23 protein-coding genes and 1 pseudogene are annotated in these 19,601 nt (G+C 41.1%); 11 read left to right on the top strand and 13 right to left on the bottom strand.

Annotated features, from left to right (window positions below; translation table 11 throughout):
* The first annotated feature begins 38 nt into the window (after positions 1–38).
* The 4 genes from F988_RS02825 to F988_RS02810 are packed head-to-tail and all read left to right on the top strand — an operon-like array spanning position 39 to position 3,253.
* The gene (locus F988_RS02825) at positions 39–1,127 is read left to right on the top strand and encodes a hypothetical protein (RefSeq protein WP_004680933.1); all 1,089 of its coding nucleotides are present in this window, start codon (positions 39–41) and stop codon (positions 1,125–1,127) included.
* A complete protein-coding gene (locus F988_RS02820) occupies positions 1,115–1,936 on the top strand; it encodes a PIG-L deacetylase family protein (protein ID WP_004680932.1) in 822 nt (273 codons plus the stop codon). The genes F988_RS02825 and F988_RS02820 overlap by 13 nt, the downstream gene beginning before the upstream one ends.
* Positions 1,929–2,531, top strand: coding sequence for a class I SAM-dependent DNA methyltransferase (locus F988_RS02815; RefSeq protein ID WP_004680931.1), 603 nt, complete (start codon positions 1,929–1,931; stop codon positions 2,529–2,531). Before F988_RS02820 ends, F988_RS02815 begins: the two co-directional genes overlap by 8 nt.
* A 14-nt stretch (positions 2,532–2,545) precedes the next feature.
* On the top strand, positions 2,546–3,253 hold the full coding sequence (locus F988_RS02810) for a glycosyltransferase family 2 protein (RefSeq protein WP_004680930.1): 708 nt from the start codon (positions 2,546–2,548) through the stop codon (positions 3,251–3,253).
* Positions 3,254–3,292: 39 nt separating this feature from the next.
* Here the strand turns inward: F988_RS02810 and F988_RS02800 are convergent.
* From F988_RS02800 to F988_RS02785, 4 genes and pseudogenes are all read right to left on the bottom strand, one after another.
* A pseudogene (locus F988_RS02800) lies at positions 3,293–4,312 on the bottom strand (IS701 family transposase).
* Between the two features lie 116 nt (positions 4,313–4,428).
* Positions 4,429–6,126, bottom strand: a complete 1,698-nt coding sequence (locus tag F988_RS02795) for a SulP family inorganic anion transporter (protein WP_026040085.1) — start codon at positions 6,124–6,126, stop codon at positions 4,429–4,431.
* 90 nt (positions 6,127–6,216) lie between these two features.
* A complete protein-coding gene (locus tag F988_RS02790; protein ID WP_004680927.1) occupies positions 6,217–6,528 on the bottom strand; it encodes an ArsR/SmtB family transcription factor in 312 nt (103 codons plus the stop codon).
* 285 nt (positions 6,529–6,813) lie between these two features.
* Positions 6,814–7,677 (bottom strand): alpha/beta hydrolase family protein, encoded by an 864-nt coding sequence (locus F988_RS02785; protein WP_004680926.1) that lies wholly within the window; start codon positions 7,675–7,677, stop codon positions 6,814–6,816.
* Positions 7,678–7,811: 134 nt separating this feature from the next.
* On the opposite strand from F988_RS02785, the gene F988_RS02780 reads away from it, so the two are divergent.
* On the top strand, positions 7,812–8,267 hold the full coding sequence (locus F988_RS02780; RefSeq protein WP_004680925.1) for a hypothetical protein: 456 nt from the start codon (positions 7,812–7,814) through the stop codon (positions 8,265–8,267).
* A gap of 16 nt (positions 8,268–8,283) precedes the next feature.
* On the opposite strand, the gene F988_RS02775 is transcribed toward F988_RS02780, so the two are convergent.
* A complete protein-coding gene (locus F988_RS02775; RefSeq protein ID WP_004680924.1) occupies positions 8,284–8,544 on the bottom strand; it encodes a hypothetical protein in 261 nt (86 codons plus the stop codon).
* Positions 8,545–8,922: 378 nt separating this feature from the next.
* On the bottom strand, positions 8,923–10,218 hold the full coding sequence (gene brnQ, locus F988_RS02770; RefSeq protein ID WP_004680923.1) for a branched-chain amino acid transport system II carrier protein: 1,296 nt from the start codon (positions 10,216–10,218) through the stop codon (positions 8,923–8,925).
* 352 nt (positions 10,219–10,570) lie between these two features.
* Here brnQ and map point away from each other — a divergent pair, with 352 nt between their 5' ends.
* Positions 10,571–11,368: a type I methionyl aminopeptidase gene (map, locus tag F988_RS02765; protein WP_004680922.1), complete on the top strand. Its 798-nt coding sequence runs from the start codon at positions 10,571–10,573 to the stop codon at positions 11,366–11,368.
* A gap of 19 nt (positions 11,369–11,387) precedes the next feature.
* Here the strand turns inward: map and F988_RS02760 are convergent, their stop codons facing one another.
* Positions 11,388–12,311 (bottom strand): LysR family transcriptional regulator, encoded by a 924-nt coding sequence (locus tag F988_RS02760; protein WP_004680921.1) that lies wholly within the window; start codon positions 12,309–12,311, stop codon positions 11,388–11,390.
* A gap of 54 nt (positions 12,312–12,365) precedes the next feature.
* On the bottom strand, positions 12,366–12,791 hold the full coding sequence (locus tag F988_RS02755; protein ID WP_004680920.1) for a bifunctional (p)ppGpp synthetase/guanosine-3',5'-bis(diphosphate) 3'-pyrophosphohydrolase: 426 nt from the start codon (positions 12,789–12,791) through the stop codon (positions 12,366–12,368).
* A gap of 79 nt (positions 12,792–12,870) precedes the next feature.
* Here F988_RS02755 and F988_RS02750 point away from each other — a divergent pair, with 79 nt between their 5' ends.
* Positions 12,871–13,194 (top strand): hypothetical protein, encoded by a 324-nt coding sequence (locus F988_RS02750; RefSeq protein WP_004680919.1) that lies wholly within the window; start codon positions 12,871–12,873, stop codon positions 13,192–13,194.
* Positions 13,195–13,244: 50 nt separating this feature from the next.
* Here F988_RS02750 and grxD read toward each other — a convergent pair whose 3' ends face one another.
* A complete protein-coding gene (gene grxD, locus F988_RS02745; protein ID WP_004639270.1) occupies positions 13,245–13,586 on the bottom strand; it encodes a Grx4 family monothiol glutaredoxin in 342 nt (113 codons plus the stop codon).
* Positions 13,587–13,750: 164 nt separating this feature from the next.
* On the opposite strand from grxD, the gene F988_RS02740 reads away from it, so the two are divergent.
* Positions 13,751–14,965 (top strand): aspartate aminotransferase family protein, encoded by a 1,215-nt coding sequence (locus F988_RS02740; RefSeq protein WP_004680918.1) that lies wholly within the window; start codon positions 13,751–13,753, stop codon positions 14,963–14,965.
* 63 nt (positions 14,966–15,028) lie between these two features.
* Here F988_RS02740 and F988_RS02735 read toward each other — a convergent pair whose 3' ends face one another.
* From F988_RS02735 to F988_RS02725, 3 genes are all read right to left on the bottom strand, one after another.
* Positions 15,029–15,460, bottom strand: coding sequence for a CBS domain-containing protein (locus F988_RS02735; protein WP_004677771.1), 432 nt, complete (start codon positions 15,458–15,460; stop codon positions 15,029–15,031).
* A 137-nt stretch (positions 15,461–15,597) separates the two neighbouring features.
* Positions 15,598–15,975 (bottom strand): DUF2750 domain-containing protein, encoded by a 378-nt coding sequence (locus tag F988_RS02730; protein ID WP_004677770.1) that lies wholly within the window; start codon positions 15,973–15,975, stop codon positions 15,598–15,600.
* 298 nt (positions 15,976–16,273) lie between these two features.
* Positions 16,274–16,507 carry an SEL1-like repeat protein gene (locus F988_RS02725; RefSeq protein WP_004680917.1) on the bottom strand — a complete coding sequence of 78 codons (234 nt, stop codon included), beginning with the start codon at positions 16,505–16,507 and terminating at the stop codon, positions 16,274–16,276.
* 227 nt (positions 16,508–16,734) lie between these two features.
* On the opposite strand from F988_RS02725, the gene F988_RS02720 reads away from it, so the two are divergent.
* From F988_RS02720 to ftsY, 3 genes are all read left to right on the top strand, one after another.
* Positions 16,735–17,097, top strand: a complete 363-nt coding sequence (locus F988_RS02720; protein ID WP_004677765.1) for a hypothetical protein — start codon at positions 16,735–16,737, stop codon at positions 17,095–17,097.
* 107 nt (positions 17,098–17,204) lie between these two features.
* Complete coding sequence (locus F988_RS02715; protein ID WP_004677764.1) at positions 17,205–17,534, top strand: hypothetical protein; 330 nt, start codon at positions 17,205–17,207, stop codon at positions 17,532–17,534.
* A gap of 119 nt (positions 17,535–17,653) precedes the next feature.
* Positions 17,654–18,775 (top strand): signal recognition particle-docking protein FtsY, encoded by a 1,122-nt coding sequence (gene ftsY / locus F988_RS02710; RefSeq protein ID WP_004680916.1) that lies wholly within the window; start codon positions 17,654–17,656, stop codon positions 18,773–18,775.
* Between the two features lie 194 nt (positions 18,776–18,969).
* Here the strand turns inward: ftsY and F988_RS02705 are convergent.
* On the bottom strand, positions 18,970–19,601 hold a 632-nt coding region (locus F988_RS02705; protein WP_004680915.1), incomplete at its 5' end, for an IS3 family transposase.

The raw sequence follows: 19,601 nt of genomic DNA, 5'->3' as shown, positions 1-19,601 counted from the left end.
ATGAAATAGACAACAAAACAGCCAATGAGAAACTCACAATGACACCAGTGTTGGATCATGCTTTACCTACCGACTATCACCAATCGGACTTGGGCAAATTAATCACCGCTATTTTGCAAGACTTTCGCAGAGCGATTGATACATCACCTAAACTAAGCGATGCCGCTTATGTGACACAATTAAAGCAAACTTTGTCGCAGTTGGTGCTTTTGTCCGCCCAAATTGCCTTGCCCGCAAACGGTCATACTTTACAGCGCTGGCAAGTATTGGCACAGGTCGCCGCTTGTGACTTGAACTTGGTTAAATTTTTTGAGTCGCATCTTGATGCATTGGCGATTCTGGCAGAATTGGGCGTGGACGATATCGCTGAAGGCATATGGGCGGTATGGGCAGCAGAAGGCGGTGATAACCCACTGCGTTTTGATGGCGAAACATGTACGGGACAAAAACTGTGGTGTTCGGGTGCGACCTTTGTCGATCATGGCTTGGTTAGTTTCCGAGATGCCCAAAATAACGCCCAATTGTTGATGTTAGCCATGAAGCAGCCGCAAGTCACCATTGATGACAGCGGTTGGTATGCGGTTGGTATGCCCTACACGGCGACAGCCACGCTCCATCTAAAAGGCGCTAATGCCACCCAAGTCATGTCAAATGCGATTAGCAGCCCTTATCTCGACCGCCCAGGGTTTTGGCAGGGTGCGGCAGGGGTAGCGGCTTGTTGGTATGGCGCGGCAGCCCAGTTGGCACAGTTTTTATTGGACAGCTATCAGCAAAAACCCCAAGCCTTTAAAGCACATTATCTTGGCGAAGTGTCGCAAGCACTCAGTGTCACCCAAGCGTACTTTCATCAGGTTGCGCAATTAATCGACAGTGAGCCGAGCCAAAGTCATGCACTCCCCATCCGTATCTTAAGAGCGCAAGTGGAGACTACCGCCATGCTAGTGCTTGAAAAAGTTGGTAAAGCCTTGGGCGCAACGCCTTATTGCAAAAATGCCCATTTTGCACGGCTGTCGGCAGATTTATCGGTATTTATCCGTCAAACCCATGGCGCATTTGACAGTGAAGCGATTGGCAAATTGACTGCCCAACAGCAAGGCGATTCACAAGGGGCATTATGGCAACTGTAGATTCCAAGCCCGCCCCACTGCATCCGATTGTGGGTGACCGTTTAATTGCAGGCAACGGCACATCTGCACAAGACTGGCAAGCCTGGCAAGGGTTAGAGAGTCTCACCCGACTGGATATACCAACCCATTTTCCCACCCATCGGCGCGTGTGTATTTTTGCGCCGCACCCAGATGATGAGATTTTGGGCTGTGGTGGCTTGCTGCAAGCGTTGGTGGCTCAAGGCAATCAAGTATTGATTGTTAGCGTTACCCAAGGCGAGAAAAGCCACCCTAACTCACCGCTGTATCCGACCGACAAACTGGCAAAAATCCGCGCACTTGAAAGCCAGCTTGCGCTTGAAACACTGGGTAGCAGTTTGGATTTGCCCAATATGTCGATGATAAGCTTGAATTTTCCTGATGGCGAAGTTTTTGGGCGACAAGCGGATTTTTTTGACAAGTTAACATCGCTGATTCAGCCCGCTGATATTTTAATCACCCCATTTGCGTACGATGGTCATCCCGACCATGAAGGCACTGGGCAAGTGGTACAGCGTTTTGCCCATGAGTTTAAAAGTCGCCTAAATTTGACCTGCTATCAAGTGCTGATTTGGGCATGGCATTGGGCAAAACCTGGCGATAGCCGTATTCCCTGGCACAAGGCATGGCGATTTGATTTAAGCGAATTGCAGGCGCAGCGAAAAAGTTATGCCATGCGCTGTTTTAGCAGCCAAATCTATGCTGACCCAACAACAGAAACAGCGCCTATTTTGTCAGATACCACGTTAACTAGGCTTAGCCAACCGTTTGAGGTATATCTTCATGACTGATGTGTCAGCGTATTTTGCCCAAATCTATGCCGATAGTAGCGACCCTTGGCAATATGAAAAACGCTGGTATGAAGTGCGAAAACGCGCGATTTGCTTGTCATTGTTGCCCTACCCGCATTTTGCCAAGGCGATTGAACTGGGCTGTAGCAATGGCGTATTTAGTGAGCAGTTAGCCCAGCGCTGCGATTATTTGAGGTGTGTGGATGGGCAACTTGAGGCAGTCAGACTTGCCAGTGAGCGTCTGCAAGAAAAGGCGCATGTGCAAGTTTTGCAAGGCTTGATACCGCAGGATTTGCCCAGTGAGCGATTTGATTTGATTGTGGTCAGTGAGATTTTATACTACTTGGCGCCTGAGGCACTGACCGAAGTCATCGCTTGGCTCAACAGCGCATTGACCGACAATGGCGTGATTTTAGCCTGTCATTGGCGCTATCCGATTGACGGGTTTCAACTGACAGGCGAAACAGTCCACGACTGTTTGCAACAACAGCTGCATTACCGTCAGCAAAGCCATGTGATTGACCAAGATTTTTTGTTGACCATTTGGCAAGCCAATCACCAAAGCCTTGCCAAGCAAGAAAATCTAGTGGAATAACTGAGAAAAGCATCATGGCAAATACTCCAGTCTCACAGCGGCTGCCCAAAAAAATCGGCATAGTCATCCCTGCCCATAATGAAGCCGATAGCATCACCGCGTGTTTGGATGCGATTAAACAGGCGATTGCTCAGCTATCAAGCGACATAGCGGTACAAACGGTGGTCGTGCTAGATAGTTGTGATGATGACACCTTATCAAAAGTACAAAACGCCCACGTAGACTGGCTGCGCTGTGAGTTTCGCTGTGTGGGTAAAGTCAGGGATTTGGGCGTGCGCTACTTGATTGAACAAGGGGCGGATTGGATTGCTTGCACCGATGCTGATAGTATGGTGGAAGCTGATTGGTTAGTTGCACAAATCAAACACCTAAAAGCCGAACCCACAGCTATGATATGTGGCGTGGTGAGCATTGATTGTTGGGATGCATTGTCAGAGAGCACCAAACAGCAATACCTCGCCCATTATCAAGATTGTATGAATCATCGCCATATCCACGGGGCGAATTTGAGCTTTGCTAGTCAAGATTATTTGGCGGTGGGTGGTTTTGATGAATTAACCTGCCACGAAGATGTGGGTTTGGTGAAAAAATTTGAGCAAGCCAATTTACCCATTATTTGGAGTAATTTGGTGCGTGTGGTGACTAGCAGTCGCCTTGATGCCCGCGCTGATGAAGGGTTTGCCCATTTTTTAAGGGGCTTAGAGAATCAGCCTTCGGCTTAAATGAGAATCAACCTTTGGCTTAAATAAAGCTATTAGGACTTACGCAAAGACGACCGAAGGCGAGAGTAACTGCTCACGCAAATAATCACTGAGTAAACCCCTTTTAACCTGATATAAAGATTGTTTTAACCGTTTAGCCTGTCTGGCTAACTGCAGCCAAACCAGCATACAACAACAAATATGATTCCGCTGAATACGAGCCTTACGACACTGATTAGCTTCAATACCAGTGAGTTGTTTAAGTTCTCGGTGAAACTGCTCAATCTTCCAGCGGATGGCACACACCAATCGTGTGCCATCTGATGAATCCTGAGTGGTGTCATTGGTGACAATCTAGTCCGTGCGGTTTTCATTAACCACTACTCGGAACAGTTGCACTTTGTAATCTTTAGGAAAGGCATGTATTTTAATCAGTTTGCCATTTTGTTGCTCTTGGTCAGTCCAAGTTAATTCGTTGACTGCTTTGTAAGGGTTTACGCCTTTTGAATCATCGACTTTGCGATTGGATTTTAAAGGACAATAATAGATTTTTTGTAAGTTATCAATATACAGCATGATGTCTTTGGTGGCATACCAGGTATCCATGAGCACATATTTGAATTTAATTTGTTTGTGTTCAATACTGTGCTGTAGCATGTCTTTTAGATGGTCAAGTTTGCTTTTGCCATCGGTGGTTTTGTCATAAATACGGTAATCAATGAGCCAGTATTGTTCGGTCTTTGGATTGACATAGATACAGTTAACGATGCAGATGCCTTTAATAATGCGATGGGCGTTGCCACTGTATTGGCGATTAACCAATTCAATTTTGTGACTATGATTTTTATCAAGTATGCTGTCATCAAAGATAAGATAGCCATCGTCGTCTAATACGATGTCGTCTTTGACTTTTTCCCATACGAGCTTGGGTTTTAGTTTGTCATGACGTAGGTATCGATTGATGCGGTCATGACTAATTGATTCAGGATGATGTTCTGCGTAGTTGGTAAGGGTGTAATTGGTTTGGCTTACCAGTAAATATTGACAGTAGTCTAAGCGGGTGATAGCTTTTTTCTTCATCTCTTTATGCTACTATATTTTTATCCGCTTTCGCAAAATTTTATGCTTTTTGCGTAAGTCCTATTATAGAAACCTGGCACATCTTTTTGTATGAAAAAAGAGCTAAAAAGATGGATTTATGGGTGCAGGATTTCAGGTGAAAGTGTTTGTATGGCCTGATAGTGGGATAAAAATATTTTTCCACTTAACATATTGATTAACCTGGATGAATTGAGCCGATCCATGACTGGGCTCTTTACTTCAGATAAATGCAGTTGAATTCCCAGTTGCAATAATTCCCTATTAAGGTCTTCCAGCATTTCCACGGCACTGAGGTCAATATTGCTGATGCTGGAACAGTTAATCACCACATGCTGTATCTGTGGATTATGGCTGAGTTCCGTGATGATATAGCCCTTTAGCACATGCGCATTGAGAAAGTTAAGGTTCTCATCAATACGGAAAGATGCGATTGTTTCTGTGGTAAGCACATCATAGCGGGATACATTCCTAAAATGCTGTGTACCCTCAACCAGACCAATCACGGCAATATGTGGACGGCTAATCCGCCATAATAAAAGAATAAATGTAAGGATGATTCCAATCACAAGTCCTGTCGAAATATCAATACAGGTGACACCAAAGAATGTTGCCCACATGGCCAACCCATCGGCCTTGGAATATTTCCAGGTTTCAAAAAAGGGTAGGAATGAGATCAGTTTCCAGATGGAAACAAAAATCGTGGCAGCCAGAATTGTTAGCGGCAGATTTTGAAAAAAACTGGTGAAATAAAGGCTGACCGCAATCATCAATAATGAGGACATGACCCCAGACATAGGTGTTTTTGCACCTGCATCACTATTGACAACCGTACGGGACAAACTTCCTGAAACTGCAAATCCCATATTTATCCCTGCCGCAATATTGGCCAAGCCTAGAGCGATCAGCTCCTGATTACTATTGAGGTCATCACGCTTTTGCAATGCGGTGGCCTGCGCAATCGCCAGTGACTCAACAAAACTAATCATGGCAATCATAAATGCGCTGGGAAGTAGTTTCTGAACCAGATCAAAATTCCATGTCGGAAAATGGAAACTGGGTAGACCTGTGGGAATGATCCCAACAGTTTTCAGCCCATGTTGATCCAGACTGAATGCATACACAACAATAATTGAACTTAAAACCAATAACAGGGGAATGGTCTTATTTAAAAAATCTGATCGCACCCATTTAGGCAGAAAAACCAGTATGCTGATTGCCGCTAAACTCACGCCCATACTTAGAAAACTGATGTGATGGAAGTTAATGACCAAACTTCCAATAAACTCTGGAATATTGTTGGTCTGTAATGGAATGTCGAGCAGAAACTTAAATTGTCCCAAAGCGATTAATAATGCAGATGCAATAATAAAGCTTTTGATAACGGGATGGCTAATGAGCTGGATCAGGAAGCCAAAACGGAACAGGCCTAAAATCAGTGAAATAATTCCGACCATAATCGCCAGGAGACAGGCAGCTTCAATATAGGCGGTAGAGCCAACGGCAAAAAGAGGTTGAAGCGCTGAAAAAACCATCATTGAGATGATGGCAACAGGACCAATCGACAGTGTGGTGCTACTGCCTGTAAAGGCATAGATGATCATGGGTAGAATACTGGCATAGATACCCATCACTGGTGGAAGCCCTGCAAGCATGGCATAGGCCATTCCTTGGGGAACCAACATTGCAAGTACAATTAATGCAGCAACTACATCAGCCTTAAAGTGTGTAGGATGATAAGTCTTTAGCCATTTCAGTGCAGGAAAGATGGACATATTCAGGTTGAACCGTTTTATGTATAAATAATTTATATTATATATAAATATATATTATTAATAAAAAAAGCTAAAGCGATTCAGTAGCAATTGCTTATTTAAGCAAAAGGTTTATATATTTGGACAGTAGTTTTCGTATAGGGTCTTTAAAACGACCTGGAGTTTAGGGTCACTAATTGAGTAAAAAATTTGTTTGCCTTCACGACGTGTCGTAACAACCTTACTTTTTCTGAGCATCATTAACTGTTGGGAAAGTGTTGGTTGGAAAATGTGAGTAAGCACTTCAATCTGGGAAACATTCAGTTCCTGCTTGGCCAAGTGGCACAAGATGATTAAACGATCCGTATTTGCCAGAGACTTCAGCACATTTACAATTGAGTCGGCAGACTCTCTCATTGCCTCGATCTCAAGATCCTTTTGCATATTACTCTCACGACATTACAACCGAACTTAGTATAAGGTGAGTAAATCAAAAAATTGAAGTAAAACTGAATAATTGCAATGGTTTTTAATGAAAATATATATAAGTAAAAGTGATATATTGTCTTGTTTTGCAGATTGCATTATTTTTTATTAAGAAAATAGCTATAGGATAAGAGTTCTGTGAAATTTGTCGTGTACAGAGATGAAAGAGAAAAAGACGCATCTAAACAGGATTACAAGTTTAGCTGCGTAAAAGTGTATATATTGTTGAGGTAAAGAGTGTTGTTAATTCAAGTTTTTTAACTCATTTTCCAAAACTGGCCATAGTTTCTGATGGGATTTTTTAAACATCAGCATGTGTCCAATCTGTTTATAGCCATGTTTCCTAGGGTCAAGTTCGATGAGCCTGGTTTTTGCATTGGGATAAAGACGCAGTAAATCCTCAACATTTGCCTGTGTTGCAATTTCATCATCTGAGGCCCAAAAAGAAGTAATAGGGCATTGAATTTCCTGATGATAGTCATCAAAAATGCTTTTCCCAATCGCATTCATCACATAGCCAGGTTGGCTACAGAATTCTGCCCATTGCCTTGCCACATTTTTTGGCAAGTTTTCCCCCATACCGATAAACTGGGTTGCGCCATAGCCTTTGAAAAAGCTGGAAATAGGAAAAATAACATTAAACATGATAGGGGCGAGCAGCTTGGTTTTACCTTTTAAGCCTTTTACGTGGCCTGTTGAGCCAGCAATTGCCAGAACTTTGGCAACTTTACTATAATTGGGATTAACGCCAAGAAGCTGACCACCAGCACTATGCCCAATAATAATGACTTTTTCTGCCTGGGTTCGATTCAGCAAAGCATCAATTGCCGCTGGAATATCAAGTAGTCCCCAATCATTGATACTGGCTGTTGAATCTTTAAGTGCTCCATGTAGAGATTGACCAATACCACGAAAATCAAAACTTAGAACATCATAGCCTTGCTGACTCAACCACTCTGCAAAAGCGTGGTAAAAGGTTTTAGTAATCCCTGTCGCAGGACAAATGAGAATGGGATATTGCTGTTTATCATTTTGTGCAGGATAAAATTGAGCTGCAAGTTGATAACCATCTTTACAACTGATCCAAAATGATTCAGGGCTATTCATGAGCGAGCTACTCTTGTATTTGCATATTTCTACTTTACACAAGTTCCAAAAAGAAACCCGTTTAAAAAATGACTTAAAAGTCAATTATTATGTAATATAAAACCCTAATAGGAAGCTGATTTAAAGGATAGCGGATGTTTGTTTTAACTCAAGCGACTGAACTGTCGATTATATTTAGTGGAATTTTTCTTTGGGTGGGGATGCTAACAGGAGTATGGAAATATTATCAAATTAGAAAAACGGAGCTTGCACGGGCACATTACTATGTAGATATTGCTCATCGAAGCAGTCTGCTTTATGCCGCCGCCAGTTTAATCTTGGCTGCATTGAGCTATTTTACAGTTTTGTCTGATATGTGGACTTTAGCTTGTGTGATTGCAAACCTATTCTTCTTTGCGATGTCCATTCTGACCTATATCATTCATGGATTGTTGAAAGACACCACCAATCAGTTTAAGCAGCCCCATCAATTAGGGCAGCGGGCCATTCCAGCCTGGTGCATGACGTTAATGATGTTAAGTTTAATTATTGTTGAACTGGGTGCTACAGCGATTTTATTATGTGGAACAATTGCAAAATTTTTAAACTGATATAAAAAATGGATGATTAATCATCCATTTTCTCTAAAGAATTCTTTTGTCGATCAATATTTACCTGTCGACACTTTCGATCAATAATCCCCCACGTACAGAAAGCCATAGAGACGACCATTGCATAGGCGAAATATTCAGGTTTTAAGTTACCCATAATAGTGCCTTGGAATAACAACGTTGCCATTAAGGCCAGCGTTGTGATTGCATAGATGCTCGAATCAGTGGTCTTCAGAGTGTTAATGAAGACTTGCTTGTTGAAATGTAATGATAACATCTCCATCCCTCCTTGTGGTGATGACAAAACTTAAGTGTTTTAGTCAGAATTATTCTTTCAGTTGTACTGCTAATTTTTGAGTATTTCAATAGGTAACTGCAATATTTTTTAGATTAATTCATTAAATACATTGATTTTTATAACTTTTAAGTATTTTAAATGTGAATCTATAGTATTTTTCAGTAAAATGATAGAGTGTTTTTTACATTTTGAAAGATTTAGAATGCGAGCATGATGAATGATATTGCTATTATTTAATTAATGCCTCTTAAAAAATAAGGAATTGTCGTAAACAAAAAATGCACATTGGGTAAAGGAGCATTCTTCATATAGCTAAAATCATGTTTGGATAAAACGCGGTCTTAACGACAAATTATTTTAATTCTTGCCACCTGATAATCGGTCAATTGCAATCATAAGAACGGCACATGATGGAAGTAACCAGGCAAGGTTTTGTTCACTTAATGGCAAGTGATCAATAAATTGTGGTAACTGCTGTGTAAAGCCAGCCGCTTTAATTGCCTCTACAATACCGAAAAGGAAAGCGATGGCGGTCACCGAACCTACAATCAGCGATGGCTTGTTCCAGTGTTTCCAGAAAAAGCTGAGCATGATCACCACGATTGCTGGCGGATAAATTGCACTTAATAAAGGAACGGAAAACGCAATTAGTTTGGTTAAACCCAAGTTGGAAATTAACAGTGAAAACCCAATCAGGATAAAAACCAGTAATTTATAGGGTAAACCAGTTAATTCATTAAAATACTGTGCACATGCGCAGGTTAAGCCAATCGCAGTGACCATACATGCCAGAAAAATCAAGCCAGCCAGGAACAATGAACCCAGGTCACCAAAGGCATGCTGCACATAGGCATGCAGAATGACTGCACCATTATCTGCATTTGCCGCGACTTCATGGCTGCCTAAACCAAGTTTGAACAGGCTGATATAAACAAGGGTTAAGCCTACACCTGCAATTAGGCTTGCGATAATTGCATATTTGGTTATCAGCTTGGAATCAGTTACTCCACGGGACTGAATGGCCTGAATAATCACAATACCAAGTACCAGCGCCCCTAAGGTGTCCATGGTCAAGTAACCACTGACAAAGCCCTCGGAAACTGGACTGTTGACGTAATGGTTAATCGGTGGAGAAATATAACCTGTCGGAATGGTAAAAGCTGCGATGCCCAGTATTGCAAGTGCAACAATTTTTAATGGTGCCAGTACGTGTCCGACTGTATCAAGCAGTTTATTTGGATAAAGAGAAACTGCTGCGGCAAAAGCAAAATAAATTACACTGTAGATCAGTAGGCTACTGCTTGATGTACCAAAATATGGTGCAAAACCAATTTCATAAGAAACGGTGGCAGTACGTGGTGTCGCAAATAACGGACCTACCGATAGGTAACAGACTATGGTCAGTAATAAGCTGGCAAAACGACCAAGAGGGGAACTAATGACCTCAATTGAGCCCTGCATACGTGACAAGGCCATGATGGTCATTACAGGTAGACCAACTGCGGTGATTAAGAAACCAAATGCAGCCAGCCATACGTGTTCACCAGCCTGCTGGGCAACAATAGGGGGGAAAATAATATTGCCTGCACCAATAAACAGTGCAAAGGTCATAAACCCCAAGGCAATAATATCTCCTGTACGAAGTTGGTTCATAAAGGGAGGTATAAAATAAAAGTGCGGATTTTAGAATAAAAATGCTGTCATTTGAAACCAATTTTATGTGAAAAACGGTTTATTTTTGTCTAAAAAGAAATGATTAAAATCATAGGATTAGCTTTGGTAAACTTAATTGTTTGAAAAGATTTTAAAAGTAAAAAATATCGTTTGTTATACTTTTTTCCTATGATGTTGATCGAAATTAAATGTAAAATAAAAAGTGTCTTTCAGTCGTAAAAAGATTGAAGATTTGAGAGCTAAAGCGTAAAACTACTGAAATATTGAATGCAGTATAAAAATGGCTCTGCATTACGAAATTAATTTGATTTTTACATAAGGAATATCTCGAATGAGAGCTTCTACTGTGACCATTAAAACGGAACAGGATATTGAAAAATTGCGTATCTCAGGGCGTTTGGCAGCACAAGTTCTAGAAATGATTGGTGCCTATATAAAGCCAGGTGTTTCAACTGAATATTTAGATGATATATGTAATGATTACATCGTAAACACTTTGCAGGTTATTCCTGCCAATGTGGGTTATCACGGTTTTACCAAAACAACCTGTATTTCTGTCAATGAAGAAGTATGCCATGCCATCCCCTCTGTCAAAAAGATTTTGCAGGAGGGTGACATTCTCAACATTGATGTGGCTGTGATTAAAGATGGTTATTTTGGCGATACCAGTCGGATGTACTTTGTAGGTGAACCAAGCCCTGAAGCTAAGAAATTAGTTGAAACGACTTATGATGCAATGTTGGCAGGTATTCGTACGGTCAGACCTGGAGCAACATTAGGCGATATTGGCTATGCAATTCAATCTGTTGCTCAAGCTCAGGGTTATAGTATTGTCCGTGAATATTGTGGGCATGGTATTGGACGTGTTTACCACGAACAACCCAATATCCTGCATTATGGCCAGAAAGGTCAGGGCATGGTATTGAAAAAAGGCATGGTCTTTACCATTGAGCCGATGGTAAATGCAGGTAAGGCGCAGGTGAAAGAGTTGAGTGATGGCTGGACAGTTGTAACACGGGATAAATCACTTTCTGCCCAATGGGAACATATGGTTGCCGTGACAGAGGATGGTTTTGAACTGCTCACCCCTTGGCCAGAAGGAACAGGACATTATTCTGCTATTTCATAAATGCAGCAAAGGCCCGATATTAATCGGGTCTTTTTATCGTGGAACATAGGGTAAGTTGTTCAACCAGATAGTCGATGAATACACGAACCGCTGGCAGCAAGCCCCGACGTGATGGATAAACTGCATGGAAGATTCCATGTGGCGCAGTCCATTCTGGTAATACTTTCACCAATTGACCAGATTTAATGAAATCCTGAGCAATGCTATCAGGCAATAGGGCAATTCCACAATTCTGGCTGGCTAATTCTGCCAGCATCAACAAGTTCGAACCCATAATCACAGGGTTGACCTTGATCTTCTTCTGTTGCTGATGATCTGGACCTGACAGTAGAAAATGCTGGTCAAGATGTTCTTCAGCCATGCTGATAATACGATGTTCAGACAGTTGTTCAGGTGTGGTTAAATGCCCGAATTCATTTAAATAGGCCTGGCTGGCAAAAAGTCGTTGTTCAATGGCTTCAAATTGTCTTAAGACCAGATTCGGGTCATCGTCCAGTTTGGTACGTACACGCAATGCCAAATCAATGCCCTCGTTAATGACATCCACACGGCGGTTACTCACCATCATCTGCACACGGACTTCTGGATATTTTTTTAGGAAAGCGGGCAATATTTTTGCCATTTGATTCTGGGCAATATCCACAGGTACACTGACCTTGATAACACCACGTGGCTGACTGCTTAAATGATTCACGACATCATGTGCAGCTTGGGCTGCATTCATCATGACTTGTGCGTGACGATAGACATCCATACCAATGTCTGTTACAGCAAAATGACGTGAACTTCGCTGAATGAGACGTACACCGAGTTGTTCCTCTAGGTTATAAACTCTGCGACTGAGTTTGGATTTAGGAATATCAGTTGCGCGTTCAGCCGCACTAAAACCACCATGCTCAACAACAAGCGCAAAGCAATAAAAATCATCTAAATCCGTTAGCATTACGCTATAAACTCCAGCTTTTGTGAGCAAGTTAAATCAGTATAAACGTGATGGTTAAACATTTTGGATCAAAATATCCCGAACCTGTTTATATTCGTTTAGTCGCTCAAAGTCTTTGCTTGTTGGCGATGAAATCCGAGACAAGTCCATATTGTCATTGATATCTGCCAATTTCACAACACGCGCCAAAGGGTTTTGTACGGTCCGTTGAGCGGCTTGTATTCGTGACTCACCTTTTTGTTTGGTCAGTGCAACGATTGCCTCGATAATGTGTGGTTGGAATCCCAACGCCTGTAAATCTTCGATGCTTGTCTCAGTATCTTCTAAGACATCATGTAGCACAGCAACAATTTTATGCTCAATCGTTGGAACATTTAGCATGACTCTTAACGGATGTAATATATAAGGGGCATTGGCTTTGTCAACTTGACCTGCGTGTTGTTGTGCTGCCAGTGCAATGGCTTGTTCAAGTGTTGCCATAAGCTAAATCCTTCTATTCAAGATAGATTCATACATCATATTCTTTTACACTGAATCAAATTTTTTACGCTGTAATATTATGTCATATCAACTCATCAACATTGTCGATGCAACTCAAAACATTTTATGCCCTTTTTGCCAACATGCCGTTTTGGATTGGCAGCAAGAACAATATATTCAGCCGTGTGAGCATACATTATTCATGGCAATGGATTTAGGTTTTGAGTTTATTGCTGATCGTTTTGAGGCGGTTTTGCCACAATCGGTTGATGAAATTCATGAAGATCCAAACATGAATGTTTTTATGACTGTGACGCAGGCAAACTATCCTGAAATGAAAATCTATAAGGCAGATTTGGGTGTGGAGGGAATGTTCCGCTATGTTGGTTTTAGTGAACAGTAAGTTTAGGCAAATAAAAAAGCCAATCATTTGATTGGCTTTCGTTTTTTAGCTTATGCTTCAGGAGCAGGGCTATACTGTTCAACCAATGGCTTTAACTCACCATTCTGGAACATTTCAAGCATGATGTCGCTACCGCCAATGAGCTCGCCATTGATCCATAACTGTGGGAAAGTAGGCCAGTTGGCAATTTGAGGTAAAGTTGCACGAATATCTTGATTTTCCAAGATATTTACATAGGCAAATGGACGACCAATTTGGCTAAGTGCTTCTACTGCACGCGCAGAAAAACCACATTGCGGGAATTGGGGAGTGCCTTTCATGTAAAGTAAAACAGGGTGTTTCGCAATTTGATCACGAATTAACGCTACTGTATCACGCGCTTGTTCCGTCATAGATAGATCCTCAACTAATCTTGCCAAATTATATACTGAAAAACAGTTTACGAGCTATTGTTAAAGATTTTTCTTATATAAATGTGAGTTTATGCTTTCAATCTACGCAAGTTTTTGCTTATATAACTTTTTTACACTACAACTAATGATAGATTGAGTTTGTTATGACTAATATCACTCTTGCTCCTGTACAGCCTGATCAACCAACACACCTTATGGCAACTTATGGTCGCCAGGCGATCAGCTTTGTACGAGGACGAGGGGCGTATCTATATACGGCGGATGGGACAGAATATTTAGATGCCTTGACTGGGATTGCCGTATGTGGATTGGGTCATGCTCATCCTGTGATAGCGGAAGCGATTGCTGAACAGGCCGCAACCTTGATTCATACCAGTAACTTATTTGAAATTCCTTGGCAAACCGCCGCTGCCCAGAAATTGGCTGAAGTTTCTGGAATGGAAGAGATCTTTTTCTCCAATAGCGGTGCTGAGTCAAATGAAGGCGCAATTAAAATTGCCCGTAAATTTGGTGCGCAACAAGGGATTGTCAATCCAAAAATTTTGGTTGCTGAACAGTCTTTCCATGGTCGTACCTTGGCAACCTTGTCTGCGACAGGCAATAAAAAGGTTCAGGAGGGCTTTGCGCCGTTAGTTCAGGGCTTTATCCGTGTGCCATTTGGGGATGTGGAAGCGATTCAGGAAGCGGCAATCCATCATCCTGATATTGTTGCAATCCTGATTGAACCCATTCAGGGTGAGGGTGGAGTCAATACTGCACCACAAGGCTTTAGCTATCTGGAAGAAGTCCGTGCTTTATGTAACCAGCATAACTGGTTGATGATGCTGGATGAAATCCAGACTGGAAATGGGCGTACAGGTAAATACTTTGCCTATCAACATACTAGTATTGTTCCTGATGTGATGACTACAGCCAAAGGTTTGGGCAATGGTTTCCCAATTGGGGCGGTGATGACCCAGGGTAAAGCGGTCGGTTTACTGGGTGCAGGCAGCCACGGTTCAACCTATGGTGGCACAGTGTTGGGCTCGCGAGTGGTATATACAGTACTGGATACACTTGAAAAAGAAAATGCGGTTGCAAATGCTGCTACTGTCGGTGCCTATATCGTGGATCAACTCAAAGCGCAATTGGCTGGTTACAATGTACAGGTGCGTGGTTTTGGTATGATGATTGGTATTCAACTACCAAAAGACTGTGCTGAACTGGTTGCGATTGCCCGTGATCAATATAAATTGATTATCAATGTCACGGCTGGTTCCGTGGTTCGTTTGTTACCGCCACTCAACATGACTCAAGCTCAGGCAGATGAGTTGTTGCAACGTCTTGTTCCTGCAATCCAGAACTTTCTAAAAGCATAGTTTTAGGTTTTTAAAATAAAAAAACAGGGCAGTGAATTGCCCTGTTTTTTTATTTTTATAGAATTAACCAGAGATATATTGTTGAAGCTGTTCAATCAGGATGCGTTGATCTTCCATTGCTGCTTTAACCAAGTCACCAATTGAGATAAAACCCACCAGCTTTTCTTGATCCAGTACAGGTAAATGACGTAAATGGCGATCGGTCATGAGCTGTAGACATTCCTCTACCGTATGGTTTAGGCTGACTGAAATGACCTTGGATGTCATAATGTCCGAGACTAGAGTGCTTTCTGATGTCCGTTCCATCAAGGCAATCTTACGGGTATAGTCACGTTCAGAGAAAATTCCAACCACTTTTTCATCTTCTGCAACCACCAGTGCCCCCACACCTTTGTCTGCCATAATTTTAATTGCTTCAAGTACAGTCGCATTTGGTGAGATTGTAAAAATTGATTGTACTGCTTTATTCTTGATGACTTGAGCAACGATTGTCATTGTTTATCCACCTGTGTTGTATTGTCATTTTCATTTAACTTAACGGTATTTGTTTTAATTGCAAAGTGCTAATTGAGCCACAATGATAACTTTTTCTCATGAATGTTTAAAAAGTCATCACTGTAACAATGGAAACTTTAGGCAGTCGCTACAGATTGATGCTGCATAAAAAAGAAATGCTGCATTTGCTGTGTTGAAAGCTTGAATTTGCGATGTGACGAGTTAAATAAAGCAGGCTCAACTTGTAGGCGGGTTAGGGTTGGCAATAAAGATTCATGAAAATCTTTTGGTGTAATTTTTCGTGGTGTGTAATTTTTCCAATGCGCCTTGGCATAACGATGTGCCTGAACACCGTTCAGCCAGAAAGGAAAGACATGACCGTCGTGATCAGATTTGATTGCCCAGCCTTGATGATATAAACCCCAAAGAACACCGCAATACATTATTGTTTTTAGAATTGAAATCTTAATCATCAACTCACGTGATACTGGTTGAAAGTGGTTAAACCGATACATATTATTAAACTGATCTTATTTAAACTTATGTTTTATTATAAGAAATTTAGATGTCATTTATGTTTAAATAATTCATCTAAATCGTAAGCAAATATTGTATGTATTAAGAAAATGCAAAATAAAGTGATTGATACTTTGATGCGATTAACACTTTGACCTGTGTAAGATAAATGGAATGTGGAGTGAAGAACGGTGATATAGGATAAAAAGATAGGAACGGATTTTGCGCAGGCATTAAAAAACGCCACCTGAGCAGATCAAAGCGATTAAAGCTTTGATGTAGCGCAAGGACGTTTCTTTATGCTTGTAGGGTTGCCATCTTCTGCCAATACTGTGCTTTCAATGAGTCACGTTCGACTCGGAAGCCTTGATAATACAACTCTGCCAAAAATAATGCCGCTTTGCCGTGACCTGCTTTCGCTACTTCTTCAAGCTCTTTCACTGCATCCTGAAAGTTTTTTTGTGATTGAATTGTATTTACCGCATTAGCATATACATGCTCTAGTTCATGGTGTGTAAAGTGTTGAATCATATAATAACTCCTTATTTTAATTATGATTACCGCAAATTCTATTCAAAGAAACTTTACTTTGAATTTAAGCTACTTTAACTTTAAATTGTTAAATTATTATGACAAAATTGATTGAATTGTCAAATATATTGCGTGTCATTTCGTAAATAAAAGCTTACACGATTAAACATTTGTCGAAAATAATTTTAAGTAAAATCAAAGTGAGAATAAGAGAAAAGGAGAACAATATGTCAAATGTAATTGATGGTGTAAGCATTGATGTTCCACCATTAGAGAGCCAGATTATTACTTTGGCTCATCATCATCGTAAATTACTGGATGAAGCCATTTTCCATCAGGAAATTCATCTCGGTGATTATTGCTTGGCCCAGCGCAAGCGTGTCTACGATTTTGCCAGCCATTTAAGCCCTGAACAAAAGGACCGCTTTTATAAGATTTATGACGGCGAGCTAAAAAATATTGCCGATGATGATGAATTGCACCCAGCCGATGCAGAGAGTGGTGTAGGGATGTTTGCAATTTTTATTACCTTGGTGATCATCGCTTTTATTTTATATTTCGCTTTTGTCCGTACCTTGGTTAATTATTGATAAAGTTTCTGGACGTTCAATAAGTTGTTTCATTGTGACTTATTGAACGTTAGGCTTGTCCTTAATGAACCAGACACATACACTACTTCATAGCTTTGAGGTAAGTTATGTTGTCTTTATTTTCTAAACATCAGGTTTTAAAGTCTCGGTTTGGGACAAAAGTCGATCAATTTTGTAATATTCTGGTCGCGATAATACTTTTTTCAATTTTTATCGTTGCCTATAATGCCTTACAACGCCCTGTCAATATAATGCAATATCAACAGGTGATTTATTTTTCACAACAAGCCAGCCATCCCAGAACACAGCATATGGCGATAGCTGTTTTAAGACATTCCAGTATTCGCCGCGTAGACTACCTAAAGCTTTTGAATGCCTATCAATTTGAATCAAACCGTATTAAACAATATCCAGCAATGAAACAAGAGGATGAGTAAGTTTTAATCGAATCATTTTCATTTATAAATGAATGGTTTGGCTCAGTCGGGAAAAAGAAAACAATTTGTGCTAGACTATCAATCTTTTTAAAAAGCTGCTTTATTCTCAAGGAATCGACATGCAACAGCAATCGAATGTGCAAAATAAATTCTTGATAGATGCTGACATCGGTGATGATGATGTCACATTGCCGAGTTTACCTGCTGTCGATATTCCCATTATTGAACCAGTTGTAAAAACCACAGTTGCAACATCTGCACCCACGCCTGTAGAACAACCATCAACGCCAGTCTTTGAGCAGGATGACACAAAATCTGCTGGTTTCTTTGGTCGTATGAAAGATGGCCTGACCAAAACCCGCCGTAGCTTTACTGATGGTATGGTCAATATCCTGATCGGCGGTAAAGAAATTGATGATGAACTGCTGGAAGAGGTCGAAGAGCAGTTACTGGTTGCAGACATTGGTGTTGATGCGACCAAAACCATTATCGCCAATTTGACTGAAAGAACCGCACGTGGTGACCTGATTTATTCACATGCATTGTATAAAGCACTACAGGAAGAACTGGTTGCCTTACTTGCGCCACGCGTAAAGCCCTTACATATTGACCCGAATAAATCGCCTTATGTGATTTTGATGGTGGGTGTCAACGGTGTGGGTAAAACCACGACCATTGGTAAACTTGCCAAGCGTTTGCAGGGTGAGGGCAAGAAAGTCATGCTCGCCGCAGGTGATACGTTCCGTGCAGCAGCGACTGAGCAATTACAGATCTGGGGTGAGCGTAATGACATTCCTGTAGTGGCTCAAGGACATGGTGCTGACAGTGCTTCAGTAATTTTTGATGCATTTGAAAGTGCGCGTGCCAAAGGCATTGATGTACTGATTGCCGACACCGCAGGGCGTTTACAAAATAAGGCCAACCTCATGGAAGAGCTGAAAAAAGTTAAACGTGTTATGCAGAAGATTGACGCAACTGCACCACATGAGATCATGCTGATTGTAGATGCAGGTACAGGTCAAAATGCCATTAATCAGGTTCAACTCTTTGACGAAGCAGTGGGTTTAACTGGTATTACCATTACTAAGCTGGATGGTACAGCCAAAGGTGGTGTGTTATTCAATATCGCAAGCCGTACTCATGTGCCAATTCGCTATATTGGTGTGGGTGAGAAGATTGATGACTTACGTCCTTTCTCGGCTAAGTCTTTCGTTGCAGCGTTGTTTGAGACGGATAAATAGAGAATGTTTGGTCTTTATCATGCATAAAAAACATCCAGCTCTAAGCTGGATGTTTTTTGATTGGGTATTGATTAGATTTTGCAGCTTTTGCTCTTTTGATAGATTTTGATATTTTCTAAATCAGTGATGTGGTTCCGTTAATTAGACCACTCAATTCAGTTTTATAAGTGATAAATCCGCTCTAAATATTTAAATCATGCTGCCATTACTTTTAGTAAATGTTGATCATAAAATTCATTTGGTGTTGCCTTATTCAAACTTGAATGAGGACGTATCATGTTATAAAAATCCAAATATTCAGCAATTGATTGTTTCGCTTGTTTAACCGTATCGTAAGCCTTCAAATAGACTTCCTCATGCTTCAAGCTGCGCCATAACCGCTCAATCATCACATTATCTCTCCACCGTCCTTTCCCATCCATACTGATACGGATATTTCGCAATTTTAACTCATTCAAAAATGCCTCGCTTGTGAATTGACTGCCTTGGTCTGTATTAAACACCTCAGGACAACCATATTTCACAATTGCTTCTTGCAACGCATCTATGCAAAAGTCTGTTTCCATACTGATCGATACACGATGAGCCAGTACTTTACGACTATGCCAATCTATAACTGCACACAAATAGACAAAGCCTTTAGCCATAGGAATGTACGTGATATCTGTACACCAGACTTGATTAGAGTGATCGATGACCATGTTTTTCAACAGATATGGGAAAATACGGTGTGCAAGATTAGGCTTACTGGTATTGGGTTTTGGATACAAGGCATGTATTCCCATCAAGCGCATTAAACGTCGGACTTTACGCCGACCTATTTGAT

Source organism: Acinetobacter parvus DSM 16617 = CIP 108168 (assembly GCF_000368025.1).
In the GTDB taxonomy this organism is placed as follows: Bacteria; Pseudomonadota; Gammaproteobacteria; order Pseudomonadales; family Moraxellaceae; genus Acinetobacter; species Acinetobacter parvus.
This window is presented reverse-complemented; position numbering and strand designations above follow the sequence as displayed.